General features: G+C 46.3%; 25 protein-coding genes. All 25 read right to left on the bottom strand.

From position 1 onward, the window contains the following. Positions 1–16: 16 nt before the first annotated feature. Positions 17–1,354, bottom strand: a complete 1,338-nt coding sequence (secY, locus tag OCU74_RS14320) for a preprotein translocase subunit SecY (RefSeq protein WP_087482312.1) — start codon at positions 1,352–1,354, stop codon at positions 17–19. A gap of 18 nt (positions 1,355–1,372) precedes the next feature. Beyond that, complete coding sequence (gene rplO / locus OCU74_RS14325) at positions 1,373–1,807, bottom strand: 50S ribosomal protein L15 (protein ID WP_021019661.1); 435 nt, start codon at positions 1,805–1,807, stop codon at positions 1,373–1,375. 5 nt (positions 1,808–1,812) lie between these two features. After that, entirely contained in the window at positions 1,813–1,989 is a 177-nt protein-coding gene (rpmD, locus tag OCU74_RS14330) for a 50S ribosomal protein L30 (RefSeq protein ID WP_087482311.1), read from the bottom strand. A 5-nt stretch (positions 1,990–1,994) separates the two neighbouring features. Next, complete coding sequence (rpsE, locus tag OCU74_RS14335) at positions 1,995–2,495, bottom strand: 30S ribosomal protein S5 (RefSeq protein WP_087482310.1); 501 nt, start codon at positions 2,493–2,495, stop codon at positions 1,995–1,997. Between the two features lie 14 nt (positions 2,496–2,509). After that, positions 2,510–2,863 (bottom strand): 50S ribosomal protein L18, encoded by a 354-nt coding sequence (gene rplR, locus OCU74_RS14340; RefSeq protein ID WP_087482309.1) that lies wholly within the window; start codon positions 2,861–2,863, stop codon positions 2,510–2,512. 9 nt (positions 2,864–2,872) lie between these two features. Next, complete coding sequence (gene rplF, locus OCU74_RS14345) at positions 2,873–3,406, bottom strand: 50S ribosomal protein L6 (RefSeq protein ID WP_087482308.1); 534 nt, start codon at positions 3,404–3,406, stop codon at positions 2,873–2,875. 15 nt (positions 3,407–3,421) lie between these two features. After that, positions 3,422–3,814: a 30S ribosomal protein S8 gene (gene rpsH, locus OCU74_RS14350; protein WP_087482307.1), complete on the bottom strand. Its 393-nt coding sequence runs from the start codon at positions 3,812–3,814 to the stop codon at positions 3,422–3,424. 29 nt (positions 3,815–3,843) lie between these two features. Further along, positions 3,844–4,149 carry a 30S ribosomal protein S14 gene (gene rpsN, locus OCU74_RS14355; RefSeq protein ID WP_087482306.1) on the bottom strand — a complete coding sequence of 102 codons (306 nt, stop codon included), beginning with the start codon at positions 4,147–4,149 and terminating at the stop codon, positions 3,844–3,846. A gap of 17 nt (positions 4,150–4,166) precedes the next feature. Next, the gene (gene rplE / locus OCU74_RS14360; protein WP_087482305.1) at positions 4,167–4,706 is read right to left on the bottom strand and encodes a 50S ribosomal protein L5; all 540 of its coding nucleotides are present in this window, start codon (positions 4,704–4,706) and stop codon (positions 4,167–4,169) included. 23 nt (positions 4,707–4,729) lie between these two features. Next, a complete protein-coding gene (gene rplX, locus OCU74_RS14365) occupies positions 4,730–5,047 on the bottom strand; it encodes a 50S ribosomal protein L24 (protein WP_038179115.1) in 318 nt (105 codons plus the stop codon). Between the two features lie 12 nt (positions 5,048–5,059). Then, entirely contained in the window at positions 5,060–5,431 is a 372-nt protein-coding gene (gene rplN, locus OCU74_RS14370) for a 50S ribosomal protein L14 (RefSeq protein ID WP_021019652.1), read from the bottom strand. Between the two features lie 156 nt (positions 5,432–5,587). Then, positions 5,588–5,842, bottom strand: coding sequence for a 30S ribosomal protein S17 (rpsQ, locus tag OCU74_RS14375; protein WP_087482304.1), 255 nt, complete (start codon positions 5,840–5,842; stop codon positions 5,588–5,590). Then, positions 5,842–6,033, bottom strand: a complete 192-nt coding sequence (rpmC, locus tag OCU74_RS14380; protein ID WP_011078825.1) for a 50S ribosomal protein L29 — start codon at positions 6,031–6,033, stop codon at positions 5,842–5,844. Before rpmC ends, rpsQ begins: the two co-directional genes overlap by 1 nt. Beyond that, positions 6,033–6,443, bottom strand: coding sequence for a 50S ribosomal protein L16 (rplP, locus tag OCU74_RS14385; protein WP_087482303.1), 411 nt, complete (start codon positions 6,441–6,443; stop codon positions 6,033–6,035). Before rplP ends, rpmC begins: the two co-directional genes overlap by 1 nt. Positions 6,444–6,454: 11 nt before the next feature. Then, positions 6,455–7,159 carry a 30S ribosomal protein S3 gene (gene rpsC / locus OCU74_RS14390; protein ID WP_087482302.1) on the bottom strand — a complete coding sequence of 235 codons (705 nt, stop codon included), beginning with the start codon at positions 7,157–7,159 and terminating at the stop codon, positions 6,455–6,457. Between the two features lie 19 nt (positions 7,160–7,178). Continuing rightward, positions 7,179–7,511, bottom strand: a complete 333-nt coding sequence (gene rplV / locus OCU74_RS14395) for a 50S ribosomal protein L22 (protein WP_038179118.1) — start codon at positions 7,509–7,511, stop codon at positions 7,179–7,181. Between the two features lie 10 nt (positions 7,512–7,521). Next, positions 7,522–7,800: a 30S ribosomal protein S19 gene (gene rpsS / locus OCU74_RS14400; RefSeq protein ID WP_004398469.1), complete on the bottom strand. Its 279-nt coding sequence runs from the start codon at positions 7,798–7,800 to the stop codon at positions 7,522–7,524. Between the two features lie 20 nt (positions 7,801–7,820). Beyond that, positions 7,821–8,645 (bottom strand): 50S ribosomal protein L2, encoded by an 825-nt coding sequence (rplB, locus tag OCU74_RS14405; protein ID WP_087482301.1) that lies wholly within the window; start codon positions 8,643–8,645, stop codon positions 7,821–7,823. A 16-nt stretch (positions 8,646–8,661) separates the two neighbouring features. After that, positions 8,662–8,964, bottom strand: coding sequence for a 50S ribosomal protein L23 (gene rplW / locus OCU74_RS14410; RefSeq protein ID WP_087482300.1), 303 nt, complete (start codon positions 8,962–8,964; stop codon positions 8,662–8,664). Then, positions 8,961–9,563: a 50S ribosomal protein L4 gene (gene rplD, locus OCU74_RS14415; RefSeq protein WP_038179121.1), complete on the bottom strand. Its 603-nt coding sequence runs from the start codon at positions 9,561–9,563 to the stop codon at positions 8,961–8,963. The genes rplW and rplD overlap by 4 nt, the downstream gene beginning before the upstream one ends. Before the next feature lie 16 nt (positions 9,564–9,579). Beyond that, a complete protein-coding gene (gene rplC, locus OCU74_RS14420) occupies positions 9,580–10,209 on the bottom strand; it encodes a 50S ribosomal protein L3 (protein ID WP_087482299.1) in 630 nt (209 codons plus the stop codon). Between the two features lie 14 nt (positions 10,210–10,223). Beyond that, complete coding sequence (gene rpsJ / locus OCU74_RS14425; RefSeq protein WP_001181007.1) at positions 10,224–10,535, bottom strand: 30S ribosomal protein S10; 312 nt, start codon at positions 10,533–10,535, stop codon at positions 10,224–10,226. A 379-nt stretch (positions 10,536–10,914) separates the two neighbouring features. Continuing rightward, positions 10,915–11,655, bottom strand: coding sequence for a 23S rRNA (guanosine(2251)-2'-O)-methyltransferase RlmB (gene rlmB, locus OCU74_RS14430; protein WP_087482298.1), 741 nt, complete (start codon positions 11,653–11,655; stop codon positions 10,915–10,917). 10 nt (positions 11,656–11,665) lie between these two features. After that, positions 11,666–14,110, bottom strand: a complete 2,445-nt coding sequence (rnr, locus tag OCU74_RS14435) for a ribonuclease R (RefSeq protein WP_087482297.1) — start codon at positions 14,108–14,110, stop codon at positions 11,666–11,668. Positions 14,111–14,303: 193 nt separating this feature from the next. After that, positions 14,304–14,936 carry a flagellar protein MotX gene (gene motX, locus OCU74_RS14440; protein ID WP_087482296.1) on the bottom strand — a complete coding sequence of 211 codons (633 nt, stop codon included), beginning with the start codon at positions 14,934–14,936 and terminating at the stop codon, positions 14,304–14,306. Between the last annotated feature and the right edge of the window lie 84 nt (positions 14,937–15,020).

Here is a 15,020-nt window from a genome sequence, read left to right on the forward strand (position 1 = left end):
GTGAGAGAAATCCGAATTAACGGCCGTAGCCTTTCAGATTTGCTTTTTTCAACACAGAATCATATTGACTTGACATCATATGAGTCTGTACCTGTGCCATAAAGTCCATAATAACCACAACTACAATCAGTAGTGAGGTGCCGCCGAAATAGAAACGTACGTTCCAAGCGACCATCATGAACTGAGGGATCAGACAGATAAAGGTAATATATAGCGCACCAGCTAAGGTTAAACGCGTCATCACTTTATCAATGTATCTTGCAGTCTGCTCACCTGGGCGGATACCGGGTACGAACGCACCAGACTTCTTCAAATTATCTGCTGTTTCACGTGGGTTAAATACCAACGCTGTATAGAAGAAACAGAAAAAGATAATTGCAACAGCATAAAGTATTACATACAACGGTTGACCAGGGCTTAGTGCCAAAGACACTTTCGTCAGCCAGCTAAACGCTGAACCTTCACCACCACTATTGCCAAACCATTGTGCTAATGTTCCGGGGAACAAAATAATACTAGATGCAAAAATTGCAGGAATCACCCCCGCCATATTAATTTTTAATGGCAAATGGGTGCTTTGTGCTGCGAAAACTTTTCGTCCTTGCTGGCGTTTTGCGTAGTTAACAACGATACGACGCTGACCACGCTCCATAAAGACAACAAAATAAATCACAGCAAACGAGATTACCGCAATCAATAATAGAAGAAGCACATGCAATTCACCTTGACGCGCTTGCTCAATCGTTTGTCCGATTGCATTTGGCAAACCAGCAACAATACCTGCAAAAATTAGCAATGAAATACCATTACCAATTCCCCGCTCTGTAATCTGTTCACCTAACCACATCAGGAACATGGTACCGGTTACTAGACTCACTGTTGCGATAAACGTAAACATGGTTTGGTCGATAACAACCAGATTTGAGACCATGTTTGGTAGTCCTGTCGCAATTCCCAAAGCTTGGAATGTTGCAAGTACAAGCGTGCCGTAACGCGTATATTGGCTAATCTTACGACGCCCTGCTTCGCCCTCTTTCTTGAGCTCAGCTAACGCGGGATGAACTACAGTTAGCAACTGGACTACAATCGATGCCGAGATATACGGCATGATTCCCAGAGCTAATATAGATGCACGCGAAAGAGCACCACCGGAGAACATGTTAAACATTTCTACGATGGTCCCTTTTTGCTGTTCGAACAAATCGGCTAGTACAGCTGCGTCAATACCAGGAATCGGCACAAAAGAGCCAGCTCGGAATACGAGAAGCGCACCTAGTACGAATAACAAGCGCGACTTCAATTCACTTAAGCCGCTCTGAGCACTACGAAAATCTTGTCCTGGTTTCTTAGCCATCTGTACCTCTTTTCGAGATTATTCCTCGATTTTTCCGCCTGCAGCTTCGATTGCAGCTTTAGCGCCTTTAGTTACGCGTAGACCTTTCACTGTAACAGCTTTGTTGATCTCTCCAGAAAGAACGATTTTCACATTCTCAATGTTTTTAGTCACAACATTTGCCGCTTTCAGGCTATTCAGATCAACAACTTCGCTTGTTACTTTCGCTAATTCACTTAGACGAACTTCAGCAGACACTAAACTCTTACGAGAAGTGAAACCGAATTTTGGCAAGCGTTGTTTCAAAGGCATTTGACCACCTTCAAAACCTGCACGAACTTTACCGCCAGAACGTGATTTTTGACCTTTGTGGCCACGGCCACCGGTTTTACCAAGGCCTGAACCGATACCACGACCTAAACGCTTCTTAGAAGGCTTAGAACCCGCAGCCGGAGATAGAGTATTCAAACGCATTCTGATTACTCCTCAACTTTAACCATGTATTGAACCTGATTGATCATACCGCGCACGCACGGAGTATCTTCAAGTTCAACAGTGTGGTTGATACGACGAAGGCCTAGACCACGCAAGGTAGCTTTATGCTTTGGCAGGCGACCAATTGAGCTTTTAGTTTGAGTTACTTTAATAGTTGCCATGGTTCTCACTCCGAAATCGCTTCAACAGTTAGACCACGTTTAGCTGCAACCATTTCTGGTGACTTCATACTGCCCAATGCATCAATCGTTGCACGAACGATGTTGATTGGGTTTGTTGAGCCATACGCTTTTGACAAAACGTTATGTACACCTGCAACTTCAAGTACAGCACGCATCGCACCACCGGCGATAACACCTGTACCTTCTGCAGCTGGCTGCATGTAAACTTTAGAGCCCGAATGACGACCTTTCACCGCGTGGTGAAGAGTACCTTCGTTCAACGCGATAGTAACCATGTTACGACGCGCTTTTTCCATTGCTTTTTGAATCGCAGCAGGTACTTCACGGGCTTTACCGTAACCGAAACCTACACGACCATTACCGTCACCAACAACTGTCAGCGCAGTAAAGCTCATGATTCGACCACCTTTAACCGTCTTAGAAACACGGTTAACGGCGATTAGCTTTTCTTGCAAATCATTCGCTTGTTGTAATTCTTTAGCCATCTTCCAACCCTACCTTAGAATTTCAGACCAGCTTCGCGAGCAGATTCTGCCAGCGCCGCTACTCGACCGTGGTATTGGAAACCGGAACGATCAAAAGCAACTTCTGACACGCCTTTTTCCAGAGCGCGTTCAGCAATAGCTTTACCTACTGCTTGTGCTGCTTCGATGTTTCCAGTGTATTTCACTTGCTCACGGATCGCTTTTTCTACAGTAGAAGCTGCAGCGATAACCACAGAGCCGTTAGATGCGATAACCTGAGCGTACACGTGACGAGGAGTACGGTGTACAACTAGGCGAGTGGCACCCAGTTCTGCAATCTTACGACGTGCACGAGTGGCACGACGGATGCGAGATGCTTTCTTATCCATAGTGTTACCTTACTTCTTCTTAGCTTCTTTAGTACGCACATTTTCATCTGCGTAACGAACACCCTTACCTTTGTAAGGTTCAGGCTCACGGTAAGCACGAATATCAGCCGCAACTTGACCCACAAGCTGTTTATCACAACCAGTGATGACAATTTCAGTTTGGCTTGGACATTCTGCTTTAATTCCTGATGGCAATTCATGCTCAACAGGGTGAGAGAAACCCAGTGTCAGAGCTACAGCATTGCCTTTCATTGAGGCACGGTAACCAACACCTTTAAGAGTGAGCTTCTTCGTAAAGCCTTCCGTTACACCGACAACCATGTTGTTTACTAGTGCACGTGCAGTACCTGCCTGTGCCCAAGCATTAGCAACACCTTCACGAGGACCGAAGGTCAGGTTATTTTCTTCCTGAGCGATCACAACTGCGTTATTTACTACGCGAGTCAGTTCACCCTTGGCACCTTTTACAGTGATCTCTTGGCCGTTTAATTTCACCTCTACGCCAGCTGGAATAGCGACAGGTGCTTTAGCAACACGAGACATATCCTACTCCTATAATTAAGCTACGTAGCAAATGATTTCACCACCAAGACCTGCTTTACGGGCAGCACGGTCTGACATCAGACCCTTGGAAGTGGACACGACAGCAACACCCAGACCGCCCATCACTGATGGCAGCTCGTCTTTTCTTTTATAGACGCGCAGACCAGGACGTGAAACACGTTGGATTTGCTCGATTACTGGCTTCGCTTGGAAATACTTCAGCGTAACTTCCAGTTCAGGTTTTACATCGCCTTCAACAGCGAAATCTTCGATATAACCTTCAGCTTTCAGAAGTGCAGCAATTGCAACTTTCAGCTTTGAAGAAGGCATTTTTACAGCAACTTTGTTTGCTGCCTGACCGTTACGAATACGGGTCAGCATATCCGAAATCGGATCTTGCATGCTCATAAACTTTACTCCAAATGATTAAGTGGCAATTACCAGCTAGCCTTACGAAGTCCAGGAATCTCGCCTTTCATGCAAGCTTCACGAACTTTGATGCGGCTTAAACCGAACTTACGTAGGTAACCGTGTGGACGACCAGTTTGGTTACAACGGTTACGCTGACGTGATGCACTTGAATCACGAGGAAGCGTTTGAAGTTTCAGCACAGCATCCCAACGTTCTTCTTCAGATACGTTTACGTCGCTGATGATAGCTTTTAACGCTGCACGCTTTTCAGCATACTGAGCTACAAGCTTTGCACGTTTTGCTTCACGTGCTTTCATTGATTGTTTAGCCATAACAGTAACCCTTCACCTTACTTACGGAATGGGAAGTTAAAGGCAGCCAGCAGAGCACGGCCTTCCTCATCATTGGACGCACTAGTCGTGATGGTAACATCAAGACCGCGTACACGATCGACTTTATCGTAGTCGATTTCCGGGAAGATGATTTGCTCGCGAACGCCCATGCTGTAGTTACCGCGACCGTCAAAAGACTTAGCGCTAACACCACGGAAGTCACGTACACGTGGAAGAGCGATAGAAATTAAACGCTCCAAAAAATCCCACATACGTTCGCCACGCAAGGTTACTTTACAACCAATTGGGTAGCCTTCACGGATTTTGAAACCTGCAACAGATTTGCGTGCTTTAGTGACAAGAGGCTTTTGACCAGCAATAGCCGCCATGTCAGCTGCCGCATTTTCCAGCAGTTTCTTATCGTTGATAGCTTCACCAACGCCCATGTTTAGGGTGATTTTCTCAATCCTAGGGACTTGCATGACGCTTGTGTAACCGAACTGTTTGGTCAGTTCAGCGACTACAGACGACTTGTAGTAATCATGCAGTTTCGCCATAGTAGAACTCCAAATTACGTCTATTAGTTAGAAATGGTTTCGCCGTTAGATTTGAAGAAACGAACTTTTTTGCCGTCTTCAAAACGGAAACCTACACGGTCCGCTTTACCAGTAGCTGCATTGAAGATTGCAACGTTGGAAGCATCAATAGCTGCTTCTTGTTCAACGATTCCACCTTGAACACCCATAGCCGGAACAGGCTTCTGATGTTTCTTCACAAGGTTGATGCCTTCAACAATAACTTTACCAGTTCCAAGAACCTTAGTTACTTTACCTTTCTTGCCTTTGTCTTTACCGGCAAGAACAACGATTTCGTCGTTACGACGGATTTTAGCTGCCATCTTTACGCTCCCTTACAATACTTCTGGAGCCAGTGAGACAATCTTCATGAATTTCGCGTTACGAAGTTCACGAGTCACTGGACCGAAGATACGTGTACCGACTGGTTGCTCAGTATTGTTGTTCAACAATACACAAGCGTTACGGTCGAAGCGAATGACAGAACCGTCTGGACGACGTACGCCTTTACGGGTGCGAACTACCACCGCCTTCAGGACATCACCTTTTTTTACTTTACCGCGAGGAATTGCTTCTTTAACGGTAACTTTGATGATATCGCCGATATGTGCGTAACGACGGTGAGAGCCACCCAGAACCTTAATACACATTACGCTGCGAGCGCCTGAGTTATCAGCTGCGTCCAGCATACTTTGCATTTGGATCATGTTAGTGCTCCGCTAAATATTAAAACTAGACCCTCTCGGGTCGGGCTGCCTTATAAAAAGGGAGGCGAATTGTACCACCCTTTTTTCAGATTGGGTAGTCAAAAAACAAACGGCCCCAAAAATAATTGGAGCCGTTTCTTTATTGAAAAACAAAAACTAAATTTTCGCTTTTTCTACCACTTTAACCAAAGTCCAAGATTTGGTCTTAGACAGTGGACGACATTCACGAACTTCAACAGTATCGCCTAAGCCACACTCGTTGTTTTCGTCATGTGCGTGAATTTTAGTCGTGCGCTTAACGAACTTACCGTAAATCGGATGTTTTACGAAGCGTTCGATAGCAACAACGATAGACTTGTCCATCTTGTCGCTTACAACACGACCTAATTGAGTACGAATTTTGTCGCTCATTATGCGCCTGCCTTCTCAGTCAAAACAGTTTTCACACGTGCGATATCACGGCGTACAGCTTTCAGAGTATGAGTCTGCTGTAGTTGACCAGTTGCTGCTTGCATGCGCAAGTTGAACTGTTCACGTAGCAAATTCAATAGCTCAGAGTTCAGCTCTTCAACGCTTTTTTCGCGTAGATCTTGTGCTTTCATCACATCACCTGCTTAATTACGAAAGTAGTCTTGAACGGAAGTTTTGCAGCTGCAAGCGCAAATGCTTCACGTGCCAATTCTTCAGGTACACCATCCATTTCGTACATAACCTTACCAGGTTGGATTTGGGCTACCCAGTACTCAACGTTACCTTTACCCTTACCCTGACGAACTTCAAGTGGTTTTTCTGTGATAGGCTTGTCTGGGAATACACGAATCCAGATTTTACCTTGACGCTTAACGTGACGTGTCATCGCACGACGAGCCGCTTCGATCTGACGAGCAGTCAAACGACCACGGCCGACAGCTTTCAAACCAAAAGTACCGAAAGAAACATCAGTACCTTTAGCCAGACCACGGTTGCGACCAGTATGAACCTTACGGAACTTTGTACGTTTAGGTTGTAGCATCTGTCGACTCCTTACTTACGGCCTTTACGCTGTTTCTTAGGCTTATCACCTTTAGGCTCAGCGGTATTTGCATTTGCAGCTGGCATCCCACCTAGGATTTCTCCTTTGAAGATCCATACTTTAACGCCAATCACACCATACTGAGTGTGAGCCGAAGAAGTTGCGTACTCAATGTCTGCACGAAGAGTATGTAGAGGTACACGACCTTCACGATACCACTCAGAACGTGCGATTTCAGCGCCGCCTAGACGGCCACTTACTTCTACTTTGATACCCTTAGCACCTAGACGCATTGCGTTTTGTACCGCACGCTTCATAGCACGACGGAACATAACACGACGCTCTAGCTGAGACGCGATGCTATCAGCCACTAACTGACCGTCTAGCTCAGGCTTACGTACTTCAGCGATGTTGATTTGCGCTGGTACACCTGCAATTTTCGCTACCGCAGCACGTAGTTTTTCGACGTCTTCACCTTTCTTACCGATAACGACACCTGGGCGAGCCGTGTGGATAGTCACACGGATGCTTTTCGCAGGACGCTCGATAACAATGCGCGATAGAGACGCTTTTGACAATTCCTTCGTTAGGAATTGACGTACCTTGAAGTCGCCGTCTAGGTTGTCAGCGAAATCTTTGGTGTTAGCAAACCATGTAGCATTCCAAGGCTTAACGATGCCCAGACGAATACCATTTGGATGTACTTTCTGACCCATTGCTTACTCTCCTAGTCTCTTAGCGATCTGCGACAACCACAGTAATGTGGCTTGAACGCTTCAAGATACGGTCCGCACGGCCTTTGGCACGAGGCATAATACGCTTCATGACAGGGCCCTCATCTACGAAGATTTTTGCGACGCTTAGGTCGTCAATATCTGCACCTTCGTTGTGCTCCGCGTTTGCGATAGCTGACTCAAGAACTTTCTTAACTAAGTCAGCAGCTTTTTTGTTGCTGAAAGTCAGAATTTCCAGAGCCTGATCGACAGACTTACCACGGATTAAATCTGCAACTAAGCGAGCTTTCTGTGGAGAAATACGAGCAAAGTTATGTTTAGCAACAGCTTCCATCATCTACTCCTTACTTCTTCTTCGCTTTCTTATCTGCAGCATGACCGCGATAAGTACGTGTTGGTGCAAATTCACCCAGTTTGTGACCGATCATTTCATCAGTTACGAAAACCGGAACGTGCTGACGACCATTATGGACAGCGATGGTCAAACCAATCATTGATGGAATGATCATTGAACGACGGGACCAAGTCTTAATAGGCTTTTTGTCTCCGCTTTCCACCGCTTTCTCTACCTTCTTCAGCAAGTGTAGGTCAATAAATGGACCTTTCTTGAGAGAACGTGGCATGGCTTATCCTCTTATATAGATTACTTATTACGACGACGTACAATGTACTTGTCGGTGCGTTTGTTCTTACGGGTCTTGAAGCCTTTAGTAGGCATACCCCAAGGAGACACAGGATGACGACCACCAGAAGTACGGCCTTCACCACCACCGTGTGGGTGATCAACCGGGTTCATCACAACACCGCGAACGGTAGGACGAACACCGCGCCAACGTGTAGCACCTGCTTTACCAAGTTCACGAAGCATGTGCTCAGAGTTGCCGACTTCACCGATAGTTGCACGGCCTTCAGCAGGCACGCGACGCATCTCACCAGAGCGCAGACGAATCGTTGCGTATGCACCGTCACGAGCGACGATCTGTGCATAAGCACCAGCAGAACGCGCAAGCTGTGCACCTTTACCAGGTTTCAATTCAACACAGTGAACGGTTGAACCAACTGGGATATTGCGCATAGGCAGAGTGTTACCTGCTTTGATAGGCGCATCAACACCAGACTGGATCACATCACCAGCTTGAAGACCTTTTGGTGCAATGATGTAACGACGTTCACCATCTGCATAAAGAACCAGAGCGATATTTGCGCTACGGTTTGGATCGTATTCCAGACGCTCAACTTTTGCCGGAATGCCATCTTTAGTACGTTTGAAGTCAATCAAACGATAGTGTTGCTTGTGACCACCACCGATGTGACGTACTGTGATACGACCGTTGTTGTTACGACCACCGTTTTTAGAATTCTTTTCTAAAAGCGGAGCATAAGGTTTACCTTTATGCAGGTCATTATTCACAACTTTAACGACGTGACGGCGACCAGCCGAAGTCGGCTTACATTTAACAATAGCCATTTTTCAACTACTCCTGTTATTCCGCGCCGCCAACGAAGTCAAGATCCTGACCTTCTTTCAAAGTTACATACGCTTTTTTCACGTCGCTACGACGGCCTTGGCGCAAACCTTGACGTTTAGTCTTACCCTTAGCAATAAGAGTATTTACAGATTCAACTTCAACTTCAAATAGCTTTTCTACAGCTGCTTTGATCTCTTTTTTCGTTGCATCTTTCGCTACTTTGAAAACAATTGTGTTAGCTTTCTCTGCAGCCATCGTTGCTTTTTCAGAGATGTGCGGAGCACGTAGAACTTTTAGTAGACGCTCTTCGCTAATCATGCCAGCATCTCCTCAACTTGCTTAACTGCAGAAGCAGTCATAAGAACCTTGTCAAACGCGATCAGGCTGACAGGGTCGATACCTGCTGCATCACGTACGTCAACTTTATAAAGGTTACGAGCAGCTAAGAACAGATTCTCGTCTACTTCACCAGTAACGATAAGTACATCGTTAAGCTCAAGTTCTTTAAGCTTAGCTACCAGTTCTTTGGTTTTTGGAGCTTCTACTGAGAAGTCATCAACAACAATCAGACGCTCTTGACGAACCAGTTCAGAAAGAATGCTCTTCATAGCACCGCGGTACATTTTTTTGTTTACTTTTTGGCTGTGATCCTGTGGTTTCGCAGCAAAAGTAACACCACCTGTACGCCAGATTGGGCTACGGATTGTACCAGCACGTGCACGGCCAGTACCTTTTTGACGCCATGGTTTAGCGCCACCGCCAGAAACTTCTGAACGTGTTTTTTGAGCACGAGTACCTTGACGAGCACCTGCTGCATACGCAACAACTACTTGATGAACAAGAGCTTCGTTGAACTCACGTCCGAAAGTAGTTTCGGAAACAGTTAGTGCGTCGGCACCTTTAACCATCAATTCCATTACTTACTCCTAGACGTTATGCTTTAACAGCTGGTTTAACGATCACGTCACCACCGATAGCACCAGGGACTGCACCTTTAATCAGAAGCAGATTGCGCTCAGCGTCAACACGTACGATCTCCAGGTTTTGAGTCGTTACACGCTCAGCACCCATGTGACCTGCCATTTTTTTGCCTTTGAACACGCGACCCGGAGTCTGACATTGACCGATAGAACCAGGAGCACGATGCGACAATGAGTTACCGTGAGTCATATCTTGAGTGCGGAAGTTCCAGCGCTTCACAGCACCTTGGAAACCTTTACCCTTTGATGTACCAGTAACGTCTACTTTTTTTACTTCATTGAAAAGTTCAACAGTCAGTTCTGAACCAACTGAAAACTCTTCTCCGTTTTCTAAACGGAATTCCCAAAGACCGCGGCCAGCTTCAACACCTGCTTTCGCAAAGTGACCAGCTTCTGGCTTAGATACACGGTTGGCTTTTTTCGCACCAGAAGTTACTTGGATTGCAGTGTAACCGTCAGTTTCAAGTGTTTTAACCTGAGCAACACGATTCGCTTCAACCTCAACAACTGTAACTGGGATAGAAACGCCTTCTTCGGTAAATACGCGGGTCATACCCACTTTACGTCCGACTAGACCAATCATTATTCTAATCTCCCTTAACCCAGGCTGATTTGTACATCAACGCCAGCAGCAAGATCGAGACGCATCAGAGCGTCAACAGTTTTGTCTGTTGGCTCAACGATGTCGATTAGACGTTTGTGAGTACGGATTTCGTACTGGTCACGAGCATCTTTGTTGACGTGTGGAGAGATAAGAACAGTGAAACGCTCTTTACGAGTAGGTAGTGGAATAGGACCACGAACCTGTGCGCCGGTACGCTTTGCTGTTTCAACGATTTCCGCAGTAGAAGCATCGATCAGTTTATAATCGAAAGCTTTCAGGCGGATTCGGATACGTTGGTTCTGCATGAGACAGAGCTCCAAATTCAAAAAATTACACAAACAATATCGCCACTCAGACTCACTTAACTGCGAGAGAATGCCGATTGATTCATGTGAAACCGTAGCTCCCTAATTGGGAACATTGTCAGCTAATTTAGATCAACTTTATATTTAAGCTAATTCATATTAACTGCGAACATAAGCTAAGTATACATTACCTGATAAATCAATAAGATATATCAGCTCCTTGCTGCTCATTGGTTCACAACTGGCTTAACCAGTGGAGGGGTATTATACAGATAGAACGATGACATGCAAGGTTTGCCGGAAAAATAATCGAAATCACACAGAGGAGAGAAATACTGGCTCCGCCGTGGAATCCGGAGCCAGTAAATATAAAGCCAATCTAACGTAACAAACGCTGTCTGACCGCCTCAAAAAGGCAGATGCCGGTCGCAACAGAAACGTTTAGACTAGAAACGCTACCCGCCATCGGAATCTTAATCAGTTCATCACAGGTTTCCCGGGTCAGGCGACGCATACCATCACCTTCAGCTCCCATCACTATCGCCAGAGGACCGGTCAGTTTCGACTGGTAAATATCCTGAGTTGCTTCTCCGGCAGTCCCGACAAACCAGACGCCATTTTCCTGTAAAGCTCTCATCGTTCTGGCCAGATTCGTGACTCTCACCAGAGGAACCGTTTCGGCCGCACCACAGGCAACTTTACTGACTGTCGCATTCATCGGCGCAGATTTATCTTTCGGAACGATCACAGCGGCCACGCCGGCAGCATCGGCATTTCTCAGACAGGCGCCAAGGTTATGCGGATCTGTCACTCCATCCAAAACCAGCAGTAAAGGCTGTTCTTCACCTTGTAAAATCACATCTAAATCATGCTCATTCAATACTTTGGCTGGTTTCACTCTTGCCATGATCCCTTGGTGACTGGCGCCTTTGGACTTCTTATCCAATGCCTGACGATTCATCTGCTGAATCGAAATACCCAGCCCTTGCAATTCATCCAAGACCGGAAGCAGGCGACTGTCCTGCCGTTCTTTCAGGACAAAAACTTCGATCAACCGATCCGGACTTTTCTCCAGTACAGCACTCACAGCATGAATGCCATATATAAATTCATTACTCATCTGTTACCTATCATTTACGAGTTTTGGCTGATTTAGATTTACCACTTCGCGCTTTTTTCTTACGGGCTTTTTCAGACTTACTCTTCTTCTTGGCCGTCTTTTTATGGCTACCATCTTCGTCTTCTGGCCGTTTCACCGGCTCAATACTTGGTATCGCTTTCCGCTGACGGCGGGAAGTTCCTTTCTTCCCTTGCCTGGCTTCTACCTCACGTTTTTTAGCAGTTTTTCCTTCGCCGCGTAGCTTACGACTTGTTTCGACCAATTCAAAGTCAATATGACGATCATCCAGATTAACTGCCTGAACTTTGACTTTCACGGCATCACCCAGGCGATATATCAGACCAAAACTTTCACCAATCAGGCGCTGTCCTATCGGATCATACTGATAGTAGTCATTCGCTAACGTAGAAATATGTACCAATCCATCAATGTGCAGTTCGGTCAGACGGACAAAGAAACCAAAGCCAGTCACATTGGCGATCACACCATCCAGCACTTCACCAACATGATCCTGCATGTATTCGCATTTCAGCCAGTCAGAAACGTCTCTCGTCGCATCATCAGCCCGACGCTCTGTCATTGAACATTGCTCACCGTAATAGTCCATGTCATCAAATGAGTAATGATAACCGCCCGTCGGTGTCCAGCGATCTTTATTCGTTCCCTGATGTTTCGCAATCTGATATTTAATCGCCCGATGTAATAATAAGTCGGGATAACGTCGAATCGGAGAAGTAAAATGGGCGTAGCGTTTTAAAGCCAGTCCAAAGTGACCACAGTTATCGGGATTGTATACCGCCTGCTTCATGGAGCGGAGCAACATCGTCTGAATCAACTCATGATCAGGCCGGTTTCCTACTTGCTTCATCAGGATTGCATAGTCTGTCGGAGATGGCTCCAGCCCGCCGGTCAGATTCAGCCCTAACTCTCCCAGAAAATCCCGGAATCCCATCAGGCGTTCTTCTCCCGGAGTCTCATGAATCCGGTACAATGCCGGCTCTTTCATTTTCTCAACCAGAGAAGCCGATGCGATATTAGCCAGAATCATACATTCTTCAATGATTTTGTGTGCGTCATTACGGATCAACGGTTCAATCCGCTCGATTTTCCGCTCAGCATTGAAGATAAACTTCGTTTCCACAGTTTCAAACTCAATCGCACCCCGGCTTTCTCTCGCACCTTTCAGAACCTGGTACATGCGGTGCAATTCTTCCAAATGAGGAACTAATGATTCATAGCGCTCGCGAAGTTCCTCTTCACCATCCAGAATTGCGGCGACTTTGTTATAAGTCAGCCGCGCGTGAGAATTCATCACTGCTTCATAATGTTTGTAGCCCGAGAGTTTCCCTGTGGCTGAAATCGTCATCTCACAGACCATACACAAACGGTCAACCTGCGGATTGAGCGAGCAGAGTCCATTTGACAGAATTTCCGGTAACATCGGAACAACCTGCGAAGGAAAATAAACCGAATTACCACGGTTCACTGCTTCTTTATCCAGCGCGGAATCCGTTCTGACGTAATAACTCACATCAGCAATTGCAACCCAGAGACGCCATCCGCCCCCTTTCTTTGCTTCACAATAGACGGCGTCATCAAAGTCCCGTGCATCTTCACCGTCAATCGTCACCAATGGCAGTGATCTTAAATCCACCCGTCCCTGTTTTGCTTCTTCCGGAACTTGTTCCGTAAACTGTTTCACCTGCTGCTCAACAGCTTCTGGCCATTCATGGGGAATCTGGTGTGTACGGATTGCTATCTGCGTTTCCATACCCGGCGCCATATTCTCACCCAGAACCTCAATGACTTTCCCCATCATTCCTCTGGAACGACTGCCCCTGTCGGTAATTTCAATCACAACGACATTCCCCATCCGGGCACCGGTGCGGGCTTCATCCGGAATCAAAATGTCATGACTGATTCTAGAGTCGTCAGGAACCACATAAGAATACCCGTGTTCAAAGAAAAATCGCCCGACAATCTGGCTGTTTCTTTCCTCCAGAATCCGCACCAGCCGACCTTCTTTCCGGCCTTTTTTGTCGGTTCCATCCGGCTGAACTAAAACATAATCGCCGTGGATCAACGTTCTCATCTGGTGATGAGGCAGTAAAATATCCTCTTCTTTACCTCGGTTTCCTTCCGGCCTGACCCAGCCGTGACCATCTTTATGGCCAATGACATAACCCTTAATCATCTCCAGTTTTTCCGGCAGGGCATAACACTGACGCCGGGTAAAAACGAGTTGCCCATCTCTTTCCATGGCCCTCAGGCGACGACGTAATCCTTCATACTGTTCTTCCCCTGAGAGCTGTAACGCCTCAAACAGATCATTACGGTTCATCGGTACATTTGCCTGAGTCAGAAATTCCAGAATGAACTCTCGGCTGGGAATGGGATTGTCATAGTTATTTGCTTCACGATCAGCAAACGGATCGTTTTGAATTGTGTCAGACATAAGTCGTCCTAAAGGAAGGTCATTTTTTAAAATGCTGCCTGCCGGAACATGTTTCATTGAACATGCAGAAAAGCATCGATACGGGTTGTTGATCACTATATTAGCGGGAAGTTGTGATTTCTTCAAAAAATCAGGTGGTTAAACTAGGCAAGTTTTCAGTAAAGATAACAAAACAGACTGGTGGCCTGCACGGCTACCAGAAAGTTTCTCTCAGTTTTGCCCGGGCGATAATATTATCGGGCATCCGCTGTTCAAGTCCCTGACGCAACATCGCAATACGTTTGTGCATCCGGGAATCGGCTGTTACGGAGTGATACAGCCATCGGTAAGCATCTTCATAATCAAGCGGGCTACCATAATCTCTGAGCAGTAATTCAGCCAGCTTCACTCGCGCTTTCAGGTTCCCCATCGCCGAAGCTTCTCTCAGGTAGACAATCGCTCTTTCTCTGTCTTGCTGAACAAGAATACCTTCAGCATAATAGCGCCCCAGTTGCTCAAGCGCGGTCGGCAAGCCCTGACTAGCCGCAGCCTCTATATAATACAAGCCCAGCTCTGCATCCTGAGTTACACACACGCCCGATGCCAGCATATCACCATACAAAAATTCATATGATGGTAAATTGATACGCGTTGCACGAGCAACGATATCTTCAACCAGCTGACATTTATCTGCTTTGACTCGCTCCAGATGCTTGTTCTGTTCGATTAATTGAATCAACTCAGCTTCGGAATAGATAGGGACAGGCGGTCCGACATCAGCGACAGCTGCATAGCCTGAAACGCTCAGCATCATTAACAACGAAGCTGCTACCCTTAGTAGCCTCATATACATACTCTTTTTTGAACGATCGCTTTACGATTTCACCCTCTTTTCCCAGGGCTTAAATACCGTATCGGCAGACGAACAAAT

The sequence above is a fragment of the Vibrio mangrovi genome, from assembly GCF_024346955.1.
Taxonomy (GTDB): domain Bacteria; phylum Pseudomonadota; class Gammaproteobacteria; order Enterobacterales; family Vibrionaceae; genus Vibrio; species Vibrio mangrovi.